We start from the raw sequence: 16,150 nt of genomic DNA on the forward strand, positions 1-16,150 counted from the left end.
CATCCGCTGGGAGATCCGCGACGACATCCACGAGGCGTTCCTCAAGCTCGCCTGCTCACTGATCTGCTGGCGCCGTCTGCGAGCCACATTCTGTTAGGAGTTCTAAGCGACTCAGCCGGCACACCGGGACCCTTAGCACCGAATCACCAATTCGTCAATGCAGATTATTCGTTCGAAACTCATCATTCGCGAGTTCGGCACCTCCGCGCGCGGCATGCCGACCGGCAACTTGTTTTTACCAACCGCACCATTAGAGCGCGAGCTCACCGCCCCTCAATAGGAACAAAAGTACGCCCCTTCACTCGAAGCGAGTAACTACCGGATAAGCATGTCGCTCCTCAGCTTCCTGATGCCAGGATGCTTCCTGTTCCTAGCGTGCCGATGCGGGACGTCTGTTGGCCGATGGGTCGACGTACGGCCGCGACTCCCGAAGGGCCTCAGCCATGCCTTCTTCCCCGGAATCCGACCATCCTCTCGACGAATCCACCGAGGAGATCCGGCGAAAGGAGCGGGAACTGGCCGAAGTTAAGGTCAAGTTGGCGCACCGCGAGCGGATCGTGAACCGGCTGCGAATCCTGCAGGTGTTCTTCTCGCTGGTCGCGCTCGCGACAGGCAACCCGGCTTACCGGTGGGCGGCCAGCTGCGCCCAGTGGGCCATGGAACGTTTCCGGGACTCCGAATGATGTGAGGTAGAGCATGAGCGAGGTCAATGTCGATGGGCCGTTTCCAATTCCGGTATCCCGGGAGGATCAAGAGACATGGATCAAGGCCGTGCTGGCGACCGAGGGGGTGAATCTGCCCCGTGGTGCACTGGAAAACATCGCCCCCTTCATCGTTGATCCCAATGACACGCTGAGTGAGGCCGACGCCCGCGGTGTGCGCACGCTCAAGGCAAGCTCGATCCGGCGTATCCGCACAGACGCCGGTGACATGGTCGTCGCCGTCGTCCGGATGCACGGTGTCGGCGGTGTGCAGTGGGGACACAACGAACGGATCAGCTCAATCTGGCGCTCCGTCGCGGATCCGACGGTCGGCCGGGAGACCGAAAAGACCTTGACTTCGGTCCGACCATGGATGGGTGTCGACGACGATGGACGCAAGAAGTGTTTCGCCGCACTCGAAAGCGTCGTGGCCAACCGGCGCATGTTGATCATGAACGCCGAGGACGCGGCGGACGAACTGAAGAGGCGAGACCGCGTCCGCCCTTACGACCTAGAGGAAGACCTCGTCCTCAACGGGCAACAAGACCCCGGGATGTACGTTCCCCAGCAGGTGAGGATCGAGGAGAACCCGGAGAGGGACTCTGATGGCAACCCCCTCTATCCGGACGCCTATTGGGGGTGGATGGCAGTTCGAGGCAATAATCGCACACAAAAGCGGCAGTCGATCTTCCGTTTGACATCCAGTGAAGTGCTGGCCGGTGTCCCGGCGGAGAAACTGGAGCGAGAGGGGGATGAGATCATCTGCGACCCTCGTGACTGGCTCCCTGAATTCTCCGCCGTACTCAACAGGGAGTTCGCGGAGACGGGCTACGGTGAACTGGATCCGACAAACGGCTCACGGGCGCGACGCGCCGCGGCCATCGCCGTGGTGGACGCGCATCTGGTGATCGGCACCCCCACTCCGCAGCGGCTCTACCGCATCGTGCAGATGAACAACCGGCGCGATCACGTCCACCCGCCGCTGGAGTTCGATGCCCTCGACCGCTCGCGCGCGCTGGGGCGGAGCGTTCTCGGGATGTACGTGGCGCAACAGGTTATGGACGAAAAAACGGCAGAGGTCCTTTCCGGGCTCGCGCCGATCCGTGAACTCTCGGGCGTGTCGGCGGACATGACGGTCTCCGAGCTGCGAGACCTGCGCTCCATGAGGTTGCTGCAGGAACTGTTTCCGGTGGATCCGCGCAAGCGTCATCTACTGCGGCGGGCGCTCAGCGAAAACCCACCATCTCAGCTCAAGTCGGGGGAAATCAACCAGCGGGCGCGCACGTGGTCCGCACTGACCTCCGAGAGCTACCCAGCACCATGGAACCCACGCGTGGGTCAGGTCTTCTCGACCCGGGCCCGGGAGGGAATCGTCCTCTCCGGACGCAGGCTGCCAGATCTGCTCACTGCCGCGGACACCGATGACGACGCATTCGACGAACTGGTGTCCTATCGGGCGGCGCACTGGCTGGCCTCCTTCGGCATCATCGAGGCCGACCGAGGCTCACTCGACGGCCAGGAGGCGATCGGCGACGCAGGGGAACGGATTCGCCGATCTCGCAGGACCGTCATGAACTGCCTGCAGGCCCTGCGGCACGAAAAGAGCCGGATGATGGCAGTCGGCGTACTGAGGTCGCTGGCCGCAGCCATGGATGACGGAGACCGACGGCCCTGGCGCGTCAGCAGCTCCGGCAAGGAGATGGTGGGGCGGGAGATGACACCACTCTGGTTCGACAGCGAATTCCCCAAGGACACCGGTACCCGGCCCCGCAAGACAGTGCCTTCTGCACCACCACTGCTCACCACGGCGGCGGTGTCCGCCTCCCCCCCTTCGCCTACATTGCCCGCGCTCTCACCCATGACACCAACGCCCTCACTCGTGACATCAGCCCCTGTACAACCCACCGCGGCGCCGCCCGCCCCTGCAGTCTCGGCCCAGTCCGAAACTCCCGCCACCGATGAGACTGACGAAGCCGATAACCCCGTGCCCTCCCCCGAGGAACCACTAACCCTTGAGAAACTGGTGACCAGGGTCGAGGAGCGGATCCGTAGCCTGCACGCGGCTTCCGCCGAAGTCGGCGAACTCCTCGGCCACCTCGCGGACCAGAGCCGGGCGGCGTCTGTCGCCCAACCTATCGGCCGACACCAGGCCGATAGGACCGTGCGCCTCCTGAACCAGACGCTTTCCAGGCTGCGCAGACTGCCCGAGCTCATGGAGGAGATGACGGAACCCGTCTGAGGCAGTTCGTCCGGCGAGGCCCGATGTGGAGTGGAACGGCGAGCGTCAAGGACGCCGCCGAGGCGTTCGGCTGCTCGAGATCGAAGAGCTACGACCTCGTTCGCCGCGGAGAATTCCCATGCCGCGTGCTACCACTTGGCCGCACCGCCCGCGTCGTCACCGCCTCGCTCCTCCATGTACTCGAGAGCGGCGAGCCGGAGTACAACGGAGCCTCCAGTGCAAGCCCCAATCTGTCATGACCAACTGCACGACGACGCCCCGCCGCAGCAAGCCGGCGAGGCGTCGTCGTATCAGGTCCCCGTCTACGCAGGGCCCCCTCCGGAGTAAGCCGACGAGGGGCCTCACGTGTCACGAGCGATCACAGGCGTGTCACCAACCTCGGAGACGCTGTCGCGCCACAAGACCCTGACCTGGACTTACGCGCTCGCCCTAGACCAACTGGACGCCCGTGAACGGTCCCTACGACCTGTGCCATGTGGTGCCGTTGCAGCCCGAATCGGAGGGCAACCCTGACAGGCTTCGCTGCGGCCTCATGCCGCGTCCCATAGGCCGGCATCCAGGACACGCGCCGCCTTGGTGATGCTCCCCGGCATCAGGTGCCGGTAGGTGCGGTACGTCTCCTCGATCGACTTGTGCCCCATCCACTCGGCCACATCGGTGATCGGAATGCCACTACCCAGCGCGTTGGAGGCGAAGTAGTGCCGGAAGCCGTACATCCCCATCCCGTCCACTACGGGCGACTTCTCAAGGAGCGCCCGGACGCGTCGGCGTTCCATCGGCTCCGTGTAGTACCCGCTCGGTCCCCGCAGCAGATACCCCTCCTTCGTCGTGCCGTGCTTCTCCTCGTAGCGTTCGATCGCCTCCCGTACCGAGCGGGGCAGAGGCACCTCCCGGAACTCCCCCACCTTGCGATGCTTCAGCTTCGCCGGCCGGTGCGTGTTGGAGTGGATCTGCTCGTGCACCCGGTACACGTCATCCGCTACCAGATTGTTGACGTTCACGGCCCGCGCTTCGCCGTTACGCAGCCCGCACCCCACCATCATCACGATCTCCAGAGCAAGGTCCTCACCCGCCACAGCCAGAGCCCGCCTCACATAAGCCAGGTCCGGAATGACCACCCTCTGACGAACGTACTCTGGCTCCTGCACCCCCTCACCGGGTCATCAGCCATCGCCCCCCCTTTTCATAGGCGTCCCGCAGAATCGCCTTGAGCGCGCGCAAAATATTGACCTGATTACCCCGGCCGACACCGTCGGCCTCCAAGTCATCCAGAAAGCGCTCCACCACCATCGGCGTGACGGATATCAACTTCCGTGACCTCAGACGCGGAACGATATGCACGTTGATGGAGCTGCTGACGTGCTCGCCCGTCGAATACACGGTCATACGACGCTGCCGACGCAACCACTGCCTCGCGAACTCCGCGACCGTCTGCTGACCCAACTCCCGGCGCGCCTCCGCGACAGACGGCTCCGTGCGTTTCTTCTCCGCGTAGACCTCTATGAGGCGGTCGATCGCCTCGTCCTGCGTTGCGAAGCCACCCTCCTCAAGCTGCTTCCCCACGCCGTTACGGAAACGGATCGTGTACGGGTGCAGGCACCGTGTCGGCCTGGCACAGTCGCAGTCCTTGAAGAACGAGCCCATGCCGCGAGCGAGCTGTCGAGCCATGAAGCAGACCTTCCGAGCGAGAGCCGGGCGTCTGCGCCAAGGCCCGACTGCCACGGCCACCGGGCCAGCAAGCGGAGGGCTTCCCGCGACCGATGCTGACCATTTGCTGACCTGGACGGCCCGAACATGCCTCTGACCTACACAAATGCCCAGTTACTGGATCTTGGACTTGAACATGGTTCGCAGCATCGCGGCACTCCCAAAAGTAGGCTCCCTGCCTGCGTTTTTGCAGGTCAAGGGCTGTTTCCACACCCTACAACGAGTCACACGTCCGGGCGGTTCTCCCCAGGTTCTTCAGGACTCGTGCTGACCACTCGCCGACTTTCCTGACGCGCCGCCAGTCGACCGGAGAAGGGTTTCGCCCGCTCTCCCGTCCCCCGCGGCGACGACGGCTCAAGCCTACGCAGCACCCGCTCAAGGGCATCCGTGACGACCGTCACTCGGGCGGCCTGGAGGGCGGTCGGAGGCGGGCGCGCCCCGCGGGTGGAGGTTCCTGAAGTTCGTCAAGGATCCCGAGGGCCGAACGGGCGCGGCAGCATAGCGGCGAACCTCGTACCTGCTCGGTGGATCTCCCCGCTCGTACGGCACCCGGCCTGCGGACGGGCGCCGCGAGGGAGGGGGCGTCGCCGGCGGGGCCCGTCTTCCTCGGACGGTGCGGGGCCTGCCCGGGTTCAGGGCCGATGCCGCACGAGGTAGGCGTAGGCGAACCCCTCGCCCGCGCGTGGCGCCCGGGTCCAGGACCGGGTGGTGAAGGTGGGGAGCCTGCCCCGGGTCAGCGCGAAGCGGGGGAGCGAGAGCCCGAGTTCGGTGTGCAGGGCCTCCAGCACGCGCAGTTCGCAGTCGGTTTCGGAGGCCTCCGGACGGAACAGCCGTGCGGGGTCCAGAGCCTCGGGTATCCGGCCGGAGCGCTCGATCTCCGTGCCCCGCACGGTGAACGCGTACAGCTCCTTGCCCCGTTCGGCCACCGACAGGTGGAACGCGGCCGGGTGGTCGCCCGGGGACGAGCGCCTCGGCTCGCGCCACACCACCACCGCGCGGCCGGACAAGGAGGCGGCCGGAGCGGGGGACAGGAACAGTTCGCTCAGGTGGCGGTGGGAGTGGCCGTCGAAGGCGAACGCCCATCCTTCCGCGGTGCGGCCGGCGGCGACCACGGCCCGGTCCTCCCAGAGTTCCACGCCCTCCCGCTCATGGGGCTTGGGCGCCCGCCGGGACGCCTTGCGCGGATCCGTGGGCGCACTCAGTCCGGCGCCTTCCTCACCGATCAGCGCGGGCAGGCGGGCGGGGTCGATGCCCTCGGCCCAGACACAGCGGTATCCGTCGAGCGGCCGCTGGTTCGCCGCAGGCTCCGTCAGCCAGGCGAGGCCCGGCGGGTCGAGATCGGGCACCGGCTCGGGAGCGGGTCCCGTCTGACCGGACCGCGGTGTCGCGAGGATCTCCCGCCCACGCTCCGGGGTGACCAGCGGACCCAGGACCGGATCGGCGAGCAGGCCGATCGGGGCGATCAGCGAGGGCCCGGGCGCCTCCCACAGCGGGAGCGCGTCCCGCAGCACCCGCCACGCGGCATCGGTCGCCCCCCAGCGGGCCGGCTCCCGGGCCTCGGCGACGGCCCGGCCCCATGGACCGGGAGGCGCGTAGCGGTGGGTGCCGTCCCGCATCGTTCCCAGTACGGCCTCGGCGGTCTCCCGGGCCGCCCCGCGGGCGGCCATCATCCCCAGCCAGTGGTCGTCCCCGCCCAGCCGCCATTCGCCGCTCGCCGGCCTCATGGCCTCCACGGGCAGGATCTCCGGCAGGTAGCGCGGGTCGGCCACCAGGTTGCCGTAGTCCCAGGAGCCGCCCGGGGCCAGCAGATGCCGGAGCTGGTTCAGCAGGACGGCGCTTCGAGGCCGTCCGAAGGACCGCGCCTCCTCGAGCAGGGGCAGGGCCTCCTCGTACCGTCCGCGCAGGGCCAGCAGGCGGGCCTCCTCCACATGGGCGTCCTGGAGACGCGTGGTCGCGTTCACGAAGTCGGGCCGCTCCGCCCGGTCCGCGTGGAAGCCGCGGTACATGGCCTCCATGTAGGCGCGGAACGACGGGTAACGGTCAGGAAATTCACCGCTCCAGCCCTTGTAGACGTAGAGCGCCCACTCACCGTCCTGGTCGCTGTCGCCCGGGTCGAGCAGGGCGTACGACATGTCGGAGTCGGTCTCCAGCCGCAGCGCCCGTTGCCACATCCCGGCCAGCAGGACGTGCTCCTCGCGCGGATCGTCGCCCAGGTTCCGCTCGTACAGCGGGGTCATGTCGAACGGATCCCGGAACCAGTCGATGTCCGCAGCGCCGCCGAGCCGATAGACCCCGGCCGTCTGGTCCACGTGCCACCCGTCGCTCGCGGCCAGGAACTCCCGGTACGAGGGAGGCAGCCGCCGCCCCAGCCGCTCCTCGGCCGCGGCGATCGCCGCCTCGTCCGCTCCCGGTCTGCCCAGGGGGGCGACGTTCCGCCCGCCGTCGTCGTCCTCGTCCGCGCGCGGAACCCACTCCTCCTGCCAACGCCCCAGGAACTCGTGCCAGTTGAAGGACTCGCTACTCATGGCCGCATGGTGTCATCCGGCACCGACAACGGTGTCGGCCCTGTTCTCGTGCAGCTGCGGCCACGGGGCGGTTGTAGTCGTCTGCCCTGATCAGCGGCCTGGGAAGCCGTCTCGGCACATGCCGGAGCTGCTGCGGCAGCGGGCCGCTCCGGCGGGGGCGACGCCCACGCTCCCGCAGGTGGGGCATCACGCCGCGACAAACCCGGACGGGCCTCGCTCCCCGCTGTATGCCCGTCCGCCGTTGAACGCCGGACCGAGTGGGGCGGCGAGCGCCCCTGGCCGAATTCGGAGATCCCCGTCACCGCCGGTGCGGGCGGCTCCAACGGCTGTCGCACCGCCATGCACCGCACCCTGCTGGAGATCGGACGCCTGCTCGAAGCACAGGGCATCACCATCGCACCGGCCACCGGCCCACCAGCGGCCGGGATGCTGGAATTCTCCAGGGCCGCCATCGACTCTTCGCACGTGCGCGCGTTGAAGGGTGGACCAGCCACCGGGCGTTCCCCGGTGGACCGGGGCAAGGCCGGCAGCAAGCACCCCGTGATTGTCGGGGCGCACGGCATCCCTCTGGCGGTGCCCCTGACCGGTGGAAGCCGCCACGACGTCACCCAGTTGATCCCGCTGGTCCAGGCCGTTCCGCCGATCCGCGGCAGGAGCGGCCGGCCCCTGCGCCGCCCCCGCCGGGTCCGCGCCGACCGCGGCTATGACCACGGCGTCCACCGCGACAAGGTCCGCCGGCTCGGGATCACCCCGGTCATCGCCCGACGCGGCGCCGAACACGGCTCCCGTCTCGGAGTCCACCGCTGGGTCGTGGAGGGCGCCATCGCGCTGCCACACTGGTTCCGGCGCCTGCGCATCCGCTGGGAGATCCGCGACGACGTCCACCAAGCCTTCATCACCCTCGGCTGCGCCATCATCTGCCGGCGACGGCTGAAGACCCGGTCAGTCCTTGGCGCCGGGCGTCGTCGTCGCTGCCGAAGTCGGGTACGTCGGTGGACAGCAGGTGTTCGGCGCCGCCTTCGAGGGCCTTGGCCGTCTCGGTGGAGCGGGGGAGCATGGTCTTCTCGTAGGTGCGGATCGCGTCGGCGACGGTGGCGGCGTTCGCGAGAGCGAGGGCGATTTCGCCGGCGTCGAGCATGGCGAGGTTGACGCCGACGCCGAGCGGGGGCATGAGGTGGGCGGCATCTCCGAGCAGGGTCACCGTCGGGTTGTGTTCCCAGGTGTGCGGGACCGGGAGGGCGAAGATCGGGCGGTTGACGTAGGGGCCGTCGTTCTCGGTGATCATCCGGCGCATGCGGGGCGACCAGCGGGCGTACTCGCCCAGGAGCAGGGCGCGGATGCCGTCGGTGTCCTCGGCTGTCAGGCCGCTCATGCTGATCCAGTCGACCGGGACGCGTTGGATGATGTAGACGCGGATGCGGTTTCCGCTGTTGCGCTGGGCGAACAGGCCGCGCTCGCCGTCGGCTGCGTGGGCGCTGCCCTGGCCGACCAGCTCGGCCATGTCCGGGTGCCGGTTCTCCACGTCCGAGAACCATGCTTCCAGGAAGCTCACCCCGGTGTATTCGGGGACGGCGGGGGACACGGCCGGGCGTACCCGGGAGAAGGCGCCGTCGGCGCCGATGACCAGATCGGTCTGGATGGTCGTGCCGTCGGTGAAGTGCAATTGCCGCGGCCCGTCGTCGGGTCCACTGATCGTGTCGAGTGCACGGCCCCAGTGCACAGTTCCCGGTTGCAGGGAGTCGAGCAACAGGTTACGCAGCTGGCCACGGTCGATTTCCGGCTTGAAGAGTTCGTCGGCCGCCGGGACTTCATGGGACTTGATCGTGCCGGTCGGGTCCATCCGCCGCATTTCCTGCCCTTCGGGACGGGCGAGCTCGAAGAACTCGTCGAGCAGACCGGCTTCGCGCAGGGCGAGCTGACCGTTGTCGGCATGCAGGTCGAGGGTGCCGCCCTGGTCGCGGGCGTCGGGGCCCCGGTCGCGGTCGTAGACGGTGACCGCTATGCCGCGCTGCTGGAGGATGCGGGCGCAGGTCAGTCCGCCGGGGCCGGCACCGATGATGCTGATGCGCGCCCGGGCGGGTTCTGGGGAGTTCATGGTTGTCCCTTTCGGTCGGCGAAGAGGGGCGAGCAGGCCGGGAGTTGTCGGCCTCGGCGCCGACACCGGATGTGCCCCGCAGAGGACCTCTCGGATGAACAGGTCGGCGCGGTGCAGACGATGACCAGGCCGACGAGGATGTGCCGCCAGGTGCTCGCGCACATCCATAGAATCAGAGCGAGTCGAAAAGTACAACGACTCTACTTAGCGACTGATTCAACTATCGAGTACGATGCAGTCATGACCGTGCCCTCTGTCAGCCGCCGCGACCGCAAGAAGGCGGCCACCCGGCAGGCGATCGCCGACGCCGCACTGCGACTCTTCCTGGAGCGCGGCTACGACCAGGTGAGCATCCGTGACATCGCCGACGCCGCCGACGTGTCGACCGCTACGGTGTTCAAGCACTTCAGCGGCAAGGAAGCGCTGGTATTCGACCAGGACGAAGACCGGGAGTCACAGCTGATCGCCGCGGTGCGGCAGCGCCGCTCCGATCAGAGCATCCTCGACGCCCTCCGAGAGCACGTCCTGGACACCTGGCCGTCCATCGAGGCGCATCCTCAGGCGACCGAGTTCACCAACCTGGTGAACTCCACGCCGGCGCTGCGCGCCTACGCCGAACGCATGTGGACCCGGTACACCGACAGCCTCAGCGCAGCCATCGCCGACGAGTTCGGCGTGGAGCACGACAACCTCGCATGTGTGGCTCTTGCCCGATTCGTACTCGAGATCCCGGTGCTCGCTCGCGGCCGGCAGGACCGCCGGGCCGCCATCGAGGCACTCTTCGACATCCTCACCCACGGCTGGGAGCCGCCAAGCAAGCCGCCCGCGCCGTAGCACCTGGACCGTTTCCCGGGCCCGTCCTCGACCAGCCTCGGCTTGCCCCCCCTACACGTATCGGTCGCACTCGCCCCCTGCCGGGCAACCAGACCTGACACTCCGTCATTTCAGAACGGCAGGCACCTCATTCTGATCCCAGTCCTTACCGATCGTTTCAGAATGACTCCGGCCGATAGCAGCAATCCTGTGGGCACTTGTGCAGCTGAGTCGGCACCTCGGCCCATGGCCTTGTGCGTGCGGCTTGGTCCGGACCGGTCGGAACGCAGGAGTGGATGGATGGGCGTGGATGCGGAGCGGGAGTGCTGGGAGCCGCGGTCGGGAGCCGGTGTGGGTCCGTTGCAGTTCGGGATGTCCCCAGCCGAGGTCGCCCAGGCGCTTCTGGTCCCTGGACCGCAGGAACGGGCTGGCGGTCCGTATGCGCAGGAGGACTTCCCGGATGGGGTGAAAGCGTTCTACGACGCGGGCAAGCTCGCCTGTGTCGCGCTGGATGCGGTCACCGGTCCGCAGGTCTTCCTGTCTGGCTTCCCGCTGGCGGGAAGCGATCCAGAGCAGGGCCGGCAGTTCCTGCTGGACCACGCTGCGGAGCATGGGAACTGTCTGCTCTACACGCCTGATGACTCGCTTTCCCTGACCGATGTCGGGGTTCTTCTGCGCTCGCAGCAGGTCGGGGCAGCGCGCCTGACCCGACCGCTGTTCGTGAAGGAGGAGTGGTTGGAGTCGGAGTACTTCCGAGACCGCCTTCCGCTGGAGGGCGCCTCACGCTGAGCGCTCGGTCCGGCGCACTGACGCCGGACTCCGCGTGCAAGTCGTGACGAGACGCCGCGGGTCTCGTACGCGACGATCTCGGTCGGCAAGGTGCCCGGGTGCGTGCTGATCTTGTTCCGGACGACCTGTGGGATCGGGTGGCCCCGTTGCTGCCACCCCCTCCCGAACGACGCCACCGGCATCCCGGGCGGTTGCGTGTTCCTGACCGAACAGCACTCGCCGGCGTCCTGTTCGTGCTGCGGACCGGTGTCGCCCGGCGGGACGTCCCGGCGGGGACTGTGGGCTGTTCCGGCGTGACGTCCGGGCGCCGGCTGCGGGACTGCACCGGGGCCGGCGTCCGGCCACGCCTGCACGCCGCCCTGCTGACCGAGCTTCGCCGCGCCGACCTGCCGGACCTGGACGACTGCTCCGTGGACGGATCGCACGTCCGGGCTCTCGAAGGGGGACCACGTCGGCCCCTCACCCGTCGACCGCGCCCGCCCCGGCTCCACGCACCACCTGATCGTCGACCGCCACGGAACTCCACTCGCCGTGACGCCCACTGGCGGCAACCGACACGACGTCACCCAGCTCCGGCTCCTGCTCGACGCGATCCCGCCCATTCGGGGAGCTCGGGAACACCCTCGCCGCAAACCCCGGTGCCTGTACGCCGACCGGGGCTACGACTTCGACAGGTACCGCCGCCTGCTGTGGAAACGTGGCATCAACCCCATGATCGCCCGACAGGGCATCGCCCACGGCTCCGGACCGGGCAAGGTCCGCTGGGTGGTCGAGCGCGCGTTCGCCTGGCTGCACCAGTTCAAACGGCTCCGCACCCGCTACGAACGCCGCGCCGACCCCCACCAGGGGTTGCTCGACCTGGCCTGCGGCCCCGTATGCCTCCGCCGCCTTCGGACCTCATGCGGATCGAGCCGCACTCCGAGGGAGTGCGGGAGAGGATCTGGTGGGGGTCCGGCTCGAACGCCACCGCGGCTTCGGCCGGGACCGCGACTCGAAGGACCGGATCGGCCGCCTCGACGCCCGCACCCGCAGTGTCTTCGGCCGGTCCTACGCCGCCGAGCCGGACGTGCTCGTCGAGCTGCTCGCCGCCGACGAGGCCGTCGCCGCCGCCGACACCCTGCTGCTCACCGTGTCCAACCAGCTCGGTGTCGACCACAACACCCATGTGCTCAAGAGCATCCCGACCCACGTCGCCCCGGGGCTCGGCCGGCGCTGACAGCCGCCGGGGACCCACGCCGGTACGGTGGCGACGCCCCCACCGGAGCCGTCCGGCGGCATCCGCGACGGGCAGGGCGCCGTCCCGGACCCGGCGTCCGGACGCCGGCGGCCCGGGCCGCCGCAGCGTCGGGCGGCAGGCCCGGTCCTGTCGTCCTTCCGGCGCGGGCCGGGCGCCCGGCGGTTCGCGGAACTGCCTGTCCTCGGCGGGAACACCGGGCCGCGGAGCCGGCCGCTCGACGTCCTCGACGCGGGGACCCGAACCCCTGGCGGCCGGGCCGCCCGTCCGCCCGTCGACGACGCGGCCGTCCCGGAGGCGATATGCCATCACGACAACATGGGCGTAATGTCCGCTTATGGGTGATTTTCGGTGCGGCTGGTGTGGTGCAGCCCTGCCGGAGTCGGCCGGACGCGGCAGCCGTCACCGCCGTCCAGCACACCAACGGACGACCTGCTGGACGCGGCACCGCCGGCGGACCGCCGGCGGTGCACGGCGGAACACGGCCGTCACCCAGCGGCGCGACGGGCCCCTTGCCGCGGAGCGGACCGGCGGACGCCGCCGCGCCGCGGTGGCCGGGAACCGGAAGCCGGCGCGCCCGGCGGCCCCGGCCCGCCGGCGGACCGGGGCGAGCCGGCCGCGGTTCGGGGCGCGCCCCGGCGCCGACGGCGAAGCGGCCGGAGCCCGCCTCCGACGGGCGCGGGATTCCCGGCGGCCGCCGCCCGGCGCGGCCGGACGGGACGCAGCCGGGCCGGCCCCCCGGCGGCCACGGATCCGGGCGGGCCGCTGATGGACGCCGCGATGACCTCCGTGGTCCGGGAGAGCGGCGCGTACGGCGGGCTGCTGTACGTGCTGCCGCCGGACGGGGACGCCCTGTGGCTGGTGATGGTGGCGGGGGCTCTGCACGAGGTCACGACCCCGTGGAGGCGGATCGCGCTGACCGATCCGATGCCGGTGGCGGACGCCGTGCGCGAACGGCGCCTGGTGTGGGTCGCCGGCCAGGAGGAGATGGCGCGCCGGTACCCGCGGCCGGCGCTCGTACTGCCGTACGACTTCGCCCTGGCAGCCGCCCCGGTCGCCTCCGCCGCCGCGGTCCGGGGCGGGCTGGTGCTGCTCTGGCCCGGGAACCACCCGCCGCGGTTGGGTCCGGACGAGCGCGACGCCGTCCGGGCCGGCTGCCGCCGCCTGGGCGACCTCCTGCAGCAGGCCGCGGACCGCGGTGACCCGGTGCTGCCCGCCGGCCCGCTGCGGATCCCGCCGCCGCCGGCCGGGCGCGTCCCCTCCCCCGCCGAGGCGTCGGCCGTCTCGGCCTTTCTCGACCGGCTGCCGGGAGGATCCTGCGCGCTGGACATGTACGGCCGCATCACCTTCATCACCCCGGCCGCCGCCGACCTCGTCGGCGGCGATCCGGCCGACCTGGTGGGCGCCCTGCCCTGGGAGGCGCTGCCGTGGATGGACGCCCCCCAGGTCGAGGACCGGTACCGGGCCGCGCTGGTCAGCCGCCGGCCGCAGGCGTTCACCGTCCTGCGCCCGCCGGACGTGTGGCTGGCCTTCGAGCTGTACCCGGACCCTTCCGGCATCAGCGTCCGCATCACCCGTAGCGGCCCGTCCGGGGACGCTCCCCCGCCGCAGCCCGTGCCGGCCTCGGGTCCCAGCCGCGCCGCCGTGCTGTACCACCTGATGCACCTGGCCGCCACCCTCACCGAGGCCGTCGGCGTGCGGGACGTGGTCGAGCAGACCGCCGACCAGCTGCTGCCCGCCCTGGGGGCGCAGGCCATGGTGCTGATGACCGCCGAGGACGGCCGCCTGAGGATCCTCGGCCACCGTGGCTACCGCTCCGAGATCGCGGACCGCTTCGACTCCGTCCCCCTGAACTCGGACGTCCCCGGCATCAAGGTGCTGACCACCGGCGTCCCGGAGTTCTTCGCGACCTTCGAGGAACTCCGGAGCACCTACCCGCCCACCGTGCACGGGGACGGGATGGCGGCATGGGCCTTCCTGCCGTTGATCGCGTCCGGCCGCCCCATCGGCTCCCTCCTCCTCGCCTACCGACGCCCCCACGTCTTCCCGCCCGGCGAGCGCGCCGTGCTCACCTCACTGGCCGGTCTGGTCGGCCAGGCCTTGGACCGCGCCCGCCTCTACGACGCCACGAACCACCTCGCCCACCGCCTGCAGTCCGCCCTGCTGCCGCACACCCTGCCCCGCGTCCCCGGCCTGAGAGTCGCCGCCCGCTATCTGCCGGCGGCCCGCGGCCTGGGCATCGGCGGCGACTTCTACGACCTCGTCCGCCTCGACGAGCACACGGCCGGCGCCACCATCGGCGACGTGCAGGGACACAACGTGGACGCCGCGGCCCTCATGGGGCAGGTCCGCACCGCCGTCCACGCCCACGCCACCGTGGGCGCCTCCCCCGACGACGTCCTGGCCGGCACCAACCGCCTGCTCACCGATCTCGACCCCGGCCTGTTCACCAGCTGCCTCTACGTCCACCTCGACCTCGCCGCCCACCGCGCGTGCCTGGCCACCGCCGGCCACCCGCCGCCCCTCGTGCGCCACGCCGACGGACGCACCGAGCTCCTCCCCGTTCCGCCCGGCCTCCTGCTCGGCATCGAGCCGGACACCCGCTACCCGGCCCTGGACGTCCCCCTGCCGCCCGGCTGCGTCCTCGTCCTCTACACCGACGGGCTCGTCGAAGCCCCCGGAGTCGACCTCGACGACGCGACCGCCGCCCTCGCCGGACTCCTGGAACGCACCGACCCCACCGACCTCGACGCCATGGCCGACGCCCTCGTCCGCCACGCCCCCACCCCCGGCGACGACATCGCCCTGCTCCTCATCAGCCCCGGCGCGTGAGGGGCCGCCCGCGCCCCGGAGCCCGCACGGCCCCCGCCCGGGCGTTTGGACCCGTGCATCCGCGCAACCCGGCCTCGACGGCAGGACACCGAGGGCTGCGCGGACGTTCCGACCGTGTCGCGGCGGCCCAGGAGGAGGCATCGATGGATCACCCCCGCGTCCCTGTGCCGGAAGCGCTGCAGGAGTTCCGGCGTCGTGGCGACGCGGTGCACGGGCCGCCGGGACACGAACAGGGACCGGGGGCCGGCTACCGGGTCGTCCCCGGCGCCGCCGACCCCGCCGTCGGGACCCGGCGCGTGACAGCCCGGTGAAGGCGCGGCCCGTGCCCGGACCGGGGCCGCGGCCCGGCCGCCGCCGCGCGGGGCACCCGGGCCGGTGTGCGGCGCCGGCCGCCGCCCGGACCCGCCCCCGGGCGCGGGCCGGGCCCGCGGGGACCGCCCGGCCCTCCCGTCCCGTGTGTGCCGGGGCGGGAGGGGAAAGCTGGTGAGGGGATGCGCCCACCGGAACTGATCACGTTCGGACACAGCACGGCCGGGCACGCCGCGATCCGCGAGCTGCTGGCTCAAGCCGCCGTCGCCGCCGTGGTGGACGTACGGACCGCCCCCGGCAGCCGCCGCGACCCCGACCTGTCCCGGGAGCGCCTGGCGCAGTGGCTGCCCGCCGGCGGGATCGCCTACCGGTGGGAGCGGGACCTGGGGGGCTTCCGCAGGCCGCCGCCGCAGTCGCCCGACACCGTGTGGCGCAATGCCTCCTTCCGCGGCTATGCGGCCCACACCCGTACGCCGCAGTTCCTCGCCGCGATGGACCGCCTGCTGCAGCAGGCGGCGGGGACCCGCACGGCCGTGATGTGCAGTGAAGCGGTGTGGTGGCGGTGTCATCGTCGCCTCATCGCCGATTTCGCGGTGGTCGCCCGTGCGGTGCCCGTCCGCCACCTGATGCACGACGGACGCCTGACCGCTCACACCCCGACTCCGGGGGTCCGGCTGCGGGACGACGGCCTCCTCGTCTACGACGACCAGCCCCGCGCGGAACCCTGACCGCGTACGGAGCCCCGACCGCGCGGGAGTGAGGCGCGTCCAGCGCCTGCCGGACCGGTCCGCTTCGGGGGCGTCCCGGGCGGCATCCCCGGGACCGCCGGCCCCGCCGCACCGGCGCCTTCCGCGGGGCGTCCCGCCGCCTCGGCCACCGACGCGTCCAGATGGGCGTCGACCCGCA

12 protein-coding genes and 3 pseudogenes are annotated in these 16,150 nt (G+C 70.5%); 11 read left to right on the plus strand and 4 right to left on the minus strand.

Annotated features, from left to right (window positions below):
• From ABD363_RS23700 to ABD363_RS23715, 4 genes and pseudogenes are all read left to right on the plus strand, one after another.
• Positions 1-97, plus strand: a pseudogene (locus tag ABD363_RS23700) (IS5/IS1182 family transposase); the annotation flags it as partial.
• A gap of 346 nt (positions 98-443) precedes the next feature.
• Positions 444-683, plus strand: coding sequence for a hypothetical protein (locus tag ABD363_RS23705; protein ID WP_344606876.1), 240 nt, complete (start codon positions 444-446; stop codon positions 681-683).
• Between the two features lie 13 nt (positions 684-696).
• A complete protein-coding gene (locus ABD363_RS23710) occupies positions 697-2,940 on the plus strand; it encodes a hypothetical protein (protein WP_344606878.1) in 2,244 nt (747 codons plus the stop codon).
• 23 nt (positions 2,941-2,963) lie between these two features.
• Positions 2,964-3,179 (plus strand): helix-turn-helix transcriptional regulator, encoded by a 216-nt coding sequence (locus ABD363_RS23715; RefSeq protein WP_344606880.1) that lies wholly within the window; start codon positions 2,964-2,966, stop codon positions 3,177-3,179.
• Between the two features lie 291 nt (positions 3,180-3,470).
• On the opposite strand, the gene ABD363_RS23720 is transcribed toward ABD363_RS23715, so the two are convergent.
• The 3 genes from ABD363_RS23720 to ABD363_RS23730 form a co-directional block, all read right to left on the minus strand.
• Complete coding sequence (locus ABD363_RS23720; protein WP_344606882.1) at positions 3,471-4,058, minus strand: tyrosine-type recombinase/integrase; 588 nt, start codon at positions 4,056-4,058, stop codon at positions 3,471-3,473.
• A gap of 34 nt (positions 4,059-4,092) precedes the next feature.
• Positions 4,093-4,608, minus strand: a complete 516-nt coding sequence (locus ABD363_RS23725; protein ID WP_344606884.1) for a tyrosine-type recombinase/integrase — start codon at positions 4,606-4,608, stop codon at positions 4,093-4,095.
• A gap of 671 nt (positions 4,609-5,279) precedes the next feature.
• Positions 5,280-7,172 (minus strand): SMI1/KNR4 family protein, encoded by a 1,893-nt coding sequence (locus ABD363_RS23730; RefSeq protein WP_344606887.1) that lies wholly within the window; start codon positions 7,170-7,172, stop codon positions 5,280-5,282.
• 330 nt (positions 7,173-7,502) lie between these two features.
• Between ABD363_RS23730 and ABD363_RS23735 the strand changes: the two are divergent.
• Positions 7,503-8,075 (plus strand): annotated as a pseudogene (locus ABD363_RS23735) (transposase); the annotation flags it as partial.
• Positions 8,076-8,085: 10 nt separating this feature from the next.
• Here the strand turns inward: ABD363_RS23735 and ABD363_RS23740 are convergent.
• Positions 8,086-9,267, minus strand: a complete 1,182-nt coding sequence (locus ABD363_RS23740) for an FAD-dependent oxidoreductase (RefSeq protein WP_344606889.1) — start codon at positions 9,265-9,267, stop codon at positions 8,086-8,088.
• 240 nt (positions 9,268-9,507) lie between these two features.
• Here ABD363_RS23740 and ABD363_RS23745 point away from each other — a divergent pair, with 240 nt between their 5' ends.
• The 6 genes and pseudogenes from ABD363_RS23745 (at position 9,508) to ABD363_RS23770 (ending at position 15,972) form a co-directional block, all read left to right on the plus strand.
• Complete coding sequence (locus tag ABD363_RS23745; protein ID WP_344606891.1) at positions 9,508-10,101, plus strand: TetR/AcrR family transcriptional regulator; 594 nt, start codon at positions 9,508-9,510, stop codon at positions 10,099-10,101.
• A 279-nt stretch (positions 10,102-10,380) separates the two neighbouring features.
• Positions 10,381-10,869, plus strand: coding sequence for a hypothetical protein (locus ABD363_RS23750; RefSeq protein WP_344606893.1), 489 nt, complete (start codon positions 10,381-10,383; stop codon positions 10,867-10,869).
• A 98-nt stretch (positions 10,870-10,967) separates the two neighbouring features.
• A pseudogene (locus tag ABD363_RS23755) lies at positions 10,968-11,763 on the plus strand (IS5 family transposase); the annotation flags it as partial.
• Between the two features lie 49 nt (positions 11,764-11,812).
• On the plus strand, positions 11,813-12,085 hold the full coding sequence (locus ABD363_RS23760; protein ID WP_425578021.1) for a hypothetical protein: 273 nt from the start codon (positions 11,813-11,815) through the stop codon (positions 12,083-12,085).
• 786 nt (positions 12,086-12,871) lie between these two features.
• A complete protein-coding gene (locus ABD363_RS23765) occupies positions 12,872-14,935 on the plus strand; it encodes a SpoIIE family protein phosphatase (protein WP_344606895.1) in 2,064 nt (687 codons plus the stop codon).
• Positions 14,936-15,426: 491 nt separating this feature from the next.
• Positions 15,427-15,972 carry a DUF488 domain-containing protein gene (locus ABD363_RS23770; protein WP_344606897.1) on the plus strand — a complete coding sequence of 182 codons (546 nt, stop codon included), beginning with the start codon at positions 15,427-15,429 and terminating at the stop codon, positions 15,970-15,972.
• Positions 15,973-16,150: the final 178 nt, after the last annotated feature.

Origin of the sequence: Streptomyces glaucus (genome assembly GCF_039533365.1) — a bacterium.
GTDB lineage: Bacteria > Actinomycetota > Actinomycetes > Streptomycetales > Streptomycetaceae > Streptomyces > Streptomyces glaucus.

What these genes read in the sequence shown, in the direction of transcription:
- ABD363_RS23730 (WP_344606887.1), bottom strand. Translation starts at nt 7,172, where the DNA reads ATGAGTAGCGAGTCCTTCAACTGGCACGAGTTCCTGGGGCGTTGGCAG.
- ABD363_RS23765 (WP_344606895.1), top strand. Translation starts at nt 12,872, where the DNA reads ATGGACGCCGCGATGACCTCCGTGGTCCGGGAGAGCGGCGCGTACGGC.
- ABD363_RS23750 (WP_344606893.1), top strand. Translation starts at nt 10,381, where the DNA reads ATGGGCGTGGATGCGGAGCGGGAGTGCTGGGAGCCGCGGTCGGGAGCC.
- ABD363_RS23740 (WP_344606889.1), bottom strand. Translation starts at nt 9,267, where the DNA reads ATGAACTCCCCAGAACCCGCCCGGGCGCGCATCAGCATCATCGGTGCC.
- ABD363_RS23705 (WP_344606876.1), top strand. Translation starts at nt 444, where the DNA reads ATGCCTTCTTCCCCGGAATCCGACCATCCTCTCGACGAATCCACCGAG.
- ABD363_RS23745 (WP_344606891.1), top strand. Translation starts at nt 9,508, where the DNA reads ATGACCGTGCCCTCTGTCAGCCGCCGCGACCGCAAGAAGGCGGCCACC.
- ABD363_RS23710 (WP_344606878.1), top strand. Translation starts at nt 697, where the DNA reads ATGAGCGAGGTCAATGTCGATGGGCCGTTTCCAATTCCGGTATCCCGG.
- ABD363_RS23715 (WP_344606880.1), top strand. Translation starts at nt 2,964, where the DNA reads ATGTGGAGTGGAACGGCGAGCGTCAAGGACGCCGCCGAGGCGTTCGGC.
- ABD363_RS23770 (WP_344606897.1), top strand. Translation starts at nt 15,427, where the DNA reads ATGCGCCCACCGGAACTGATCACGTTCGGACACAGCACGGCCGGGCAC.
- ABD363_RS23725 (WP_344606884.1), bottom strand. Translation starts at nt 4,608, where the DNA reads ATGGCTCGACAGCTCGCTCGCGGCATGGGCTCGTTCTTCAAGGACTGC.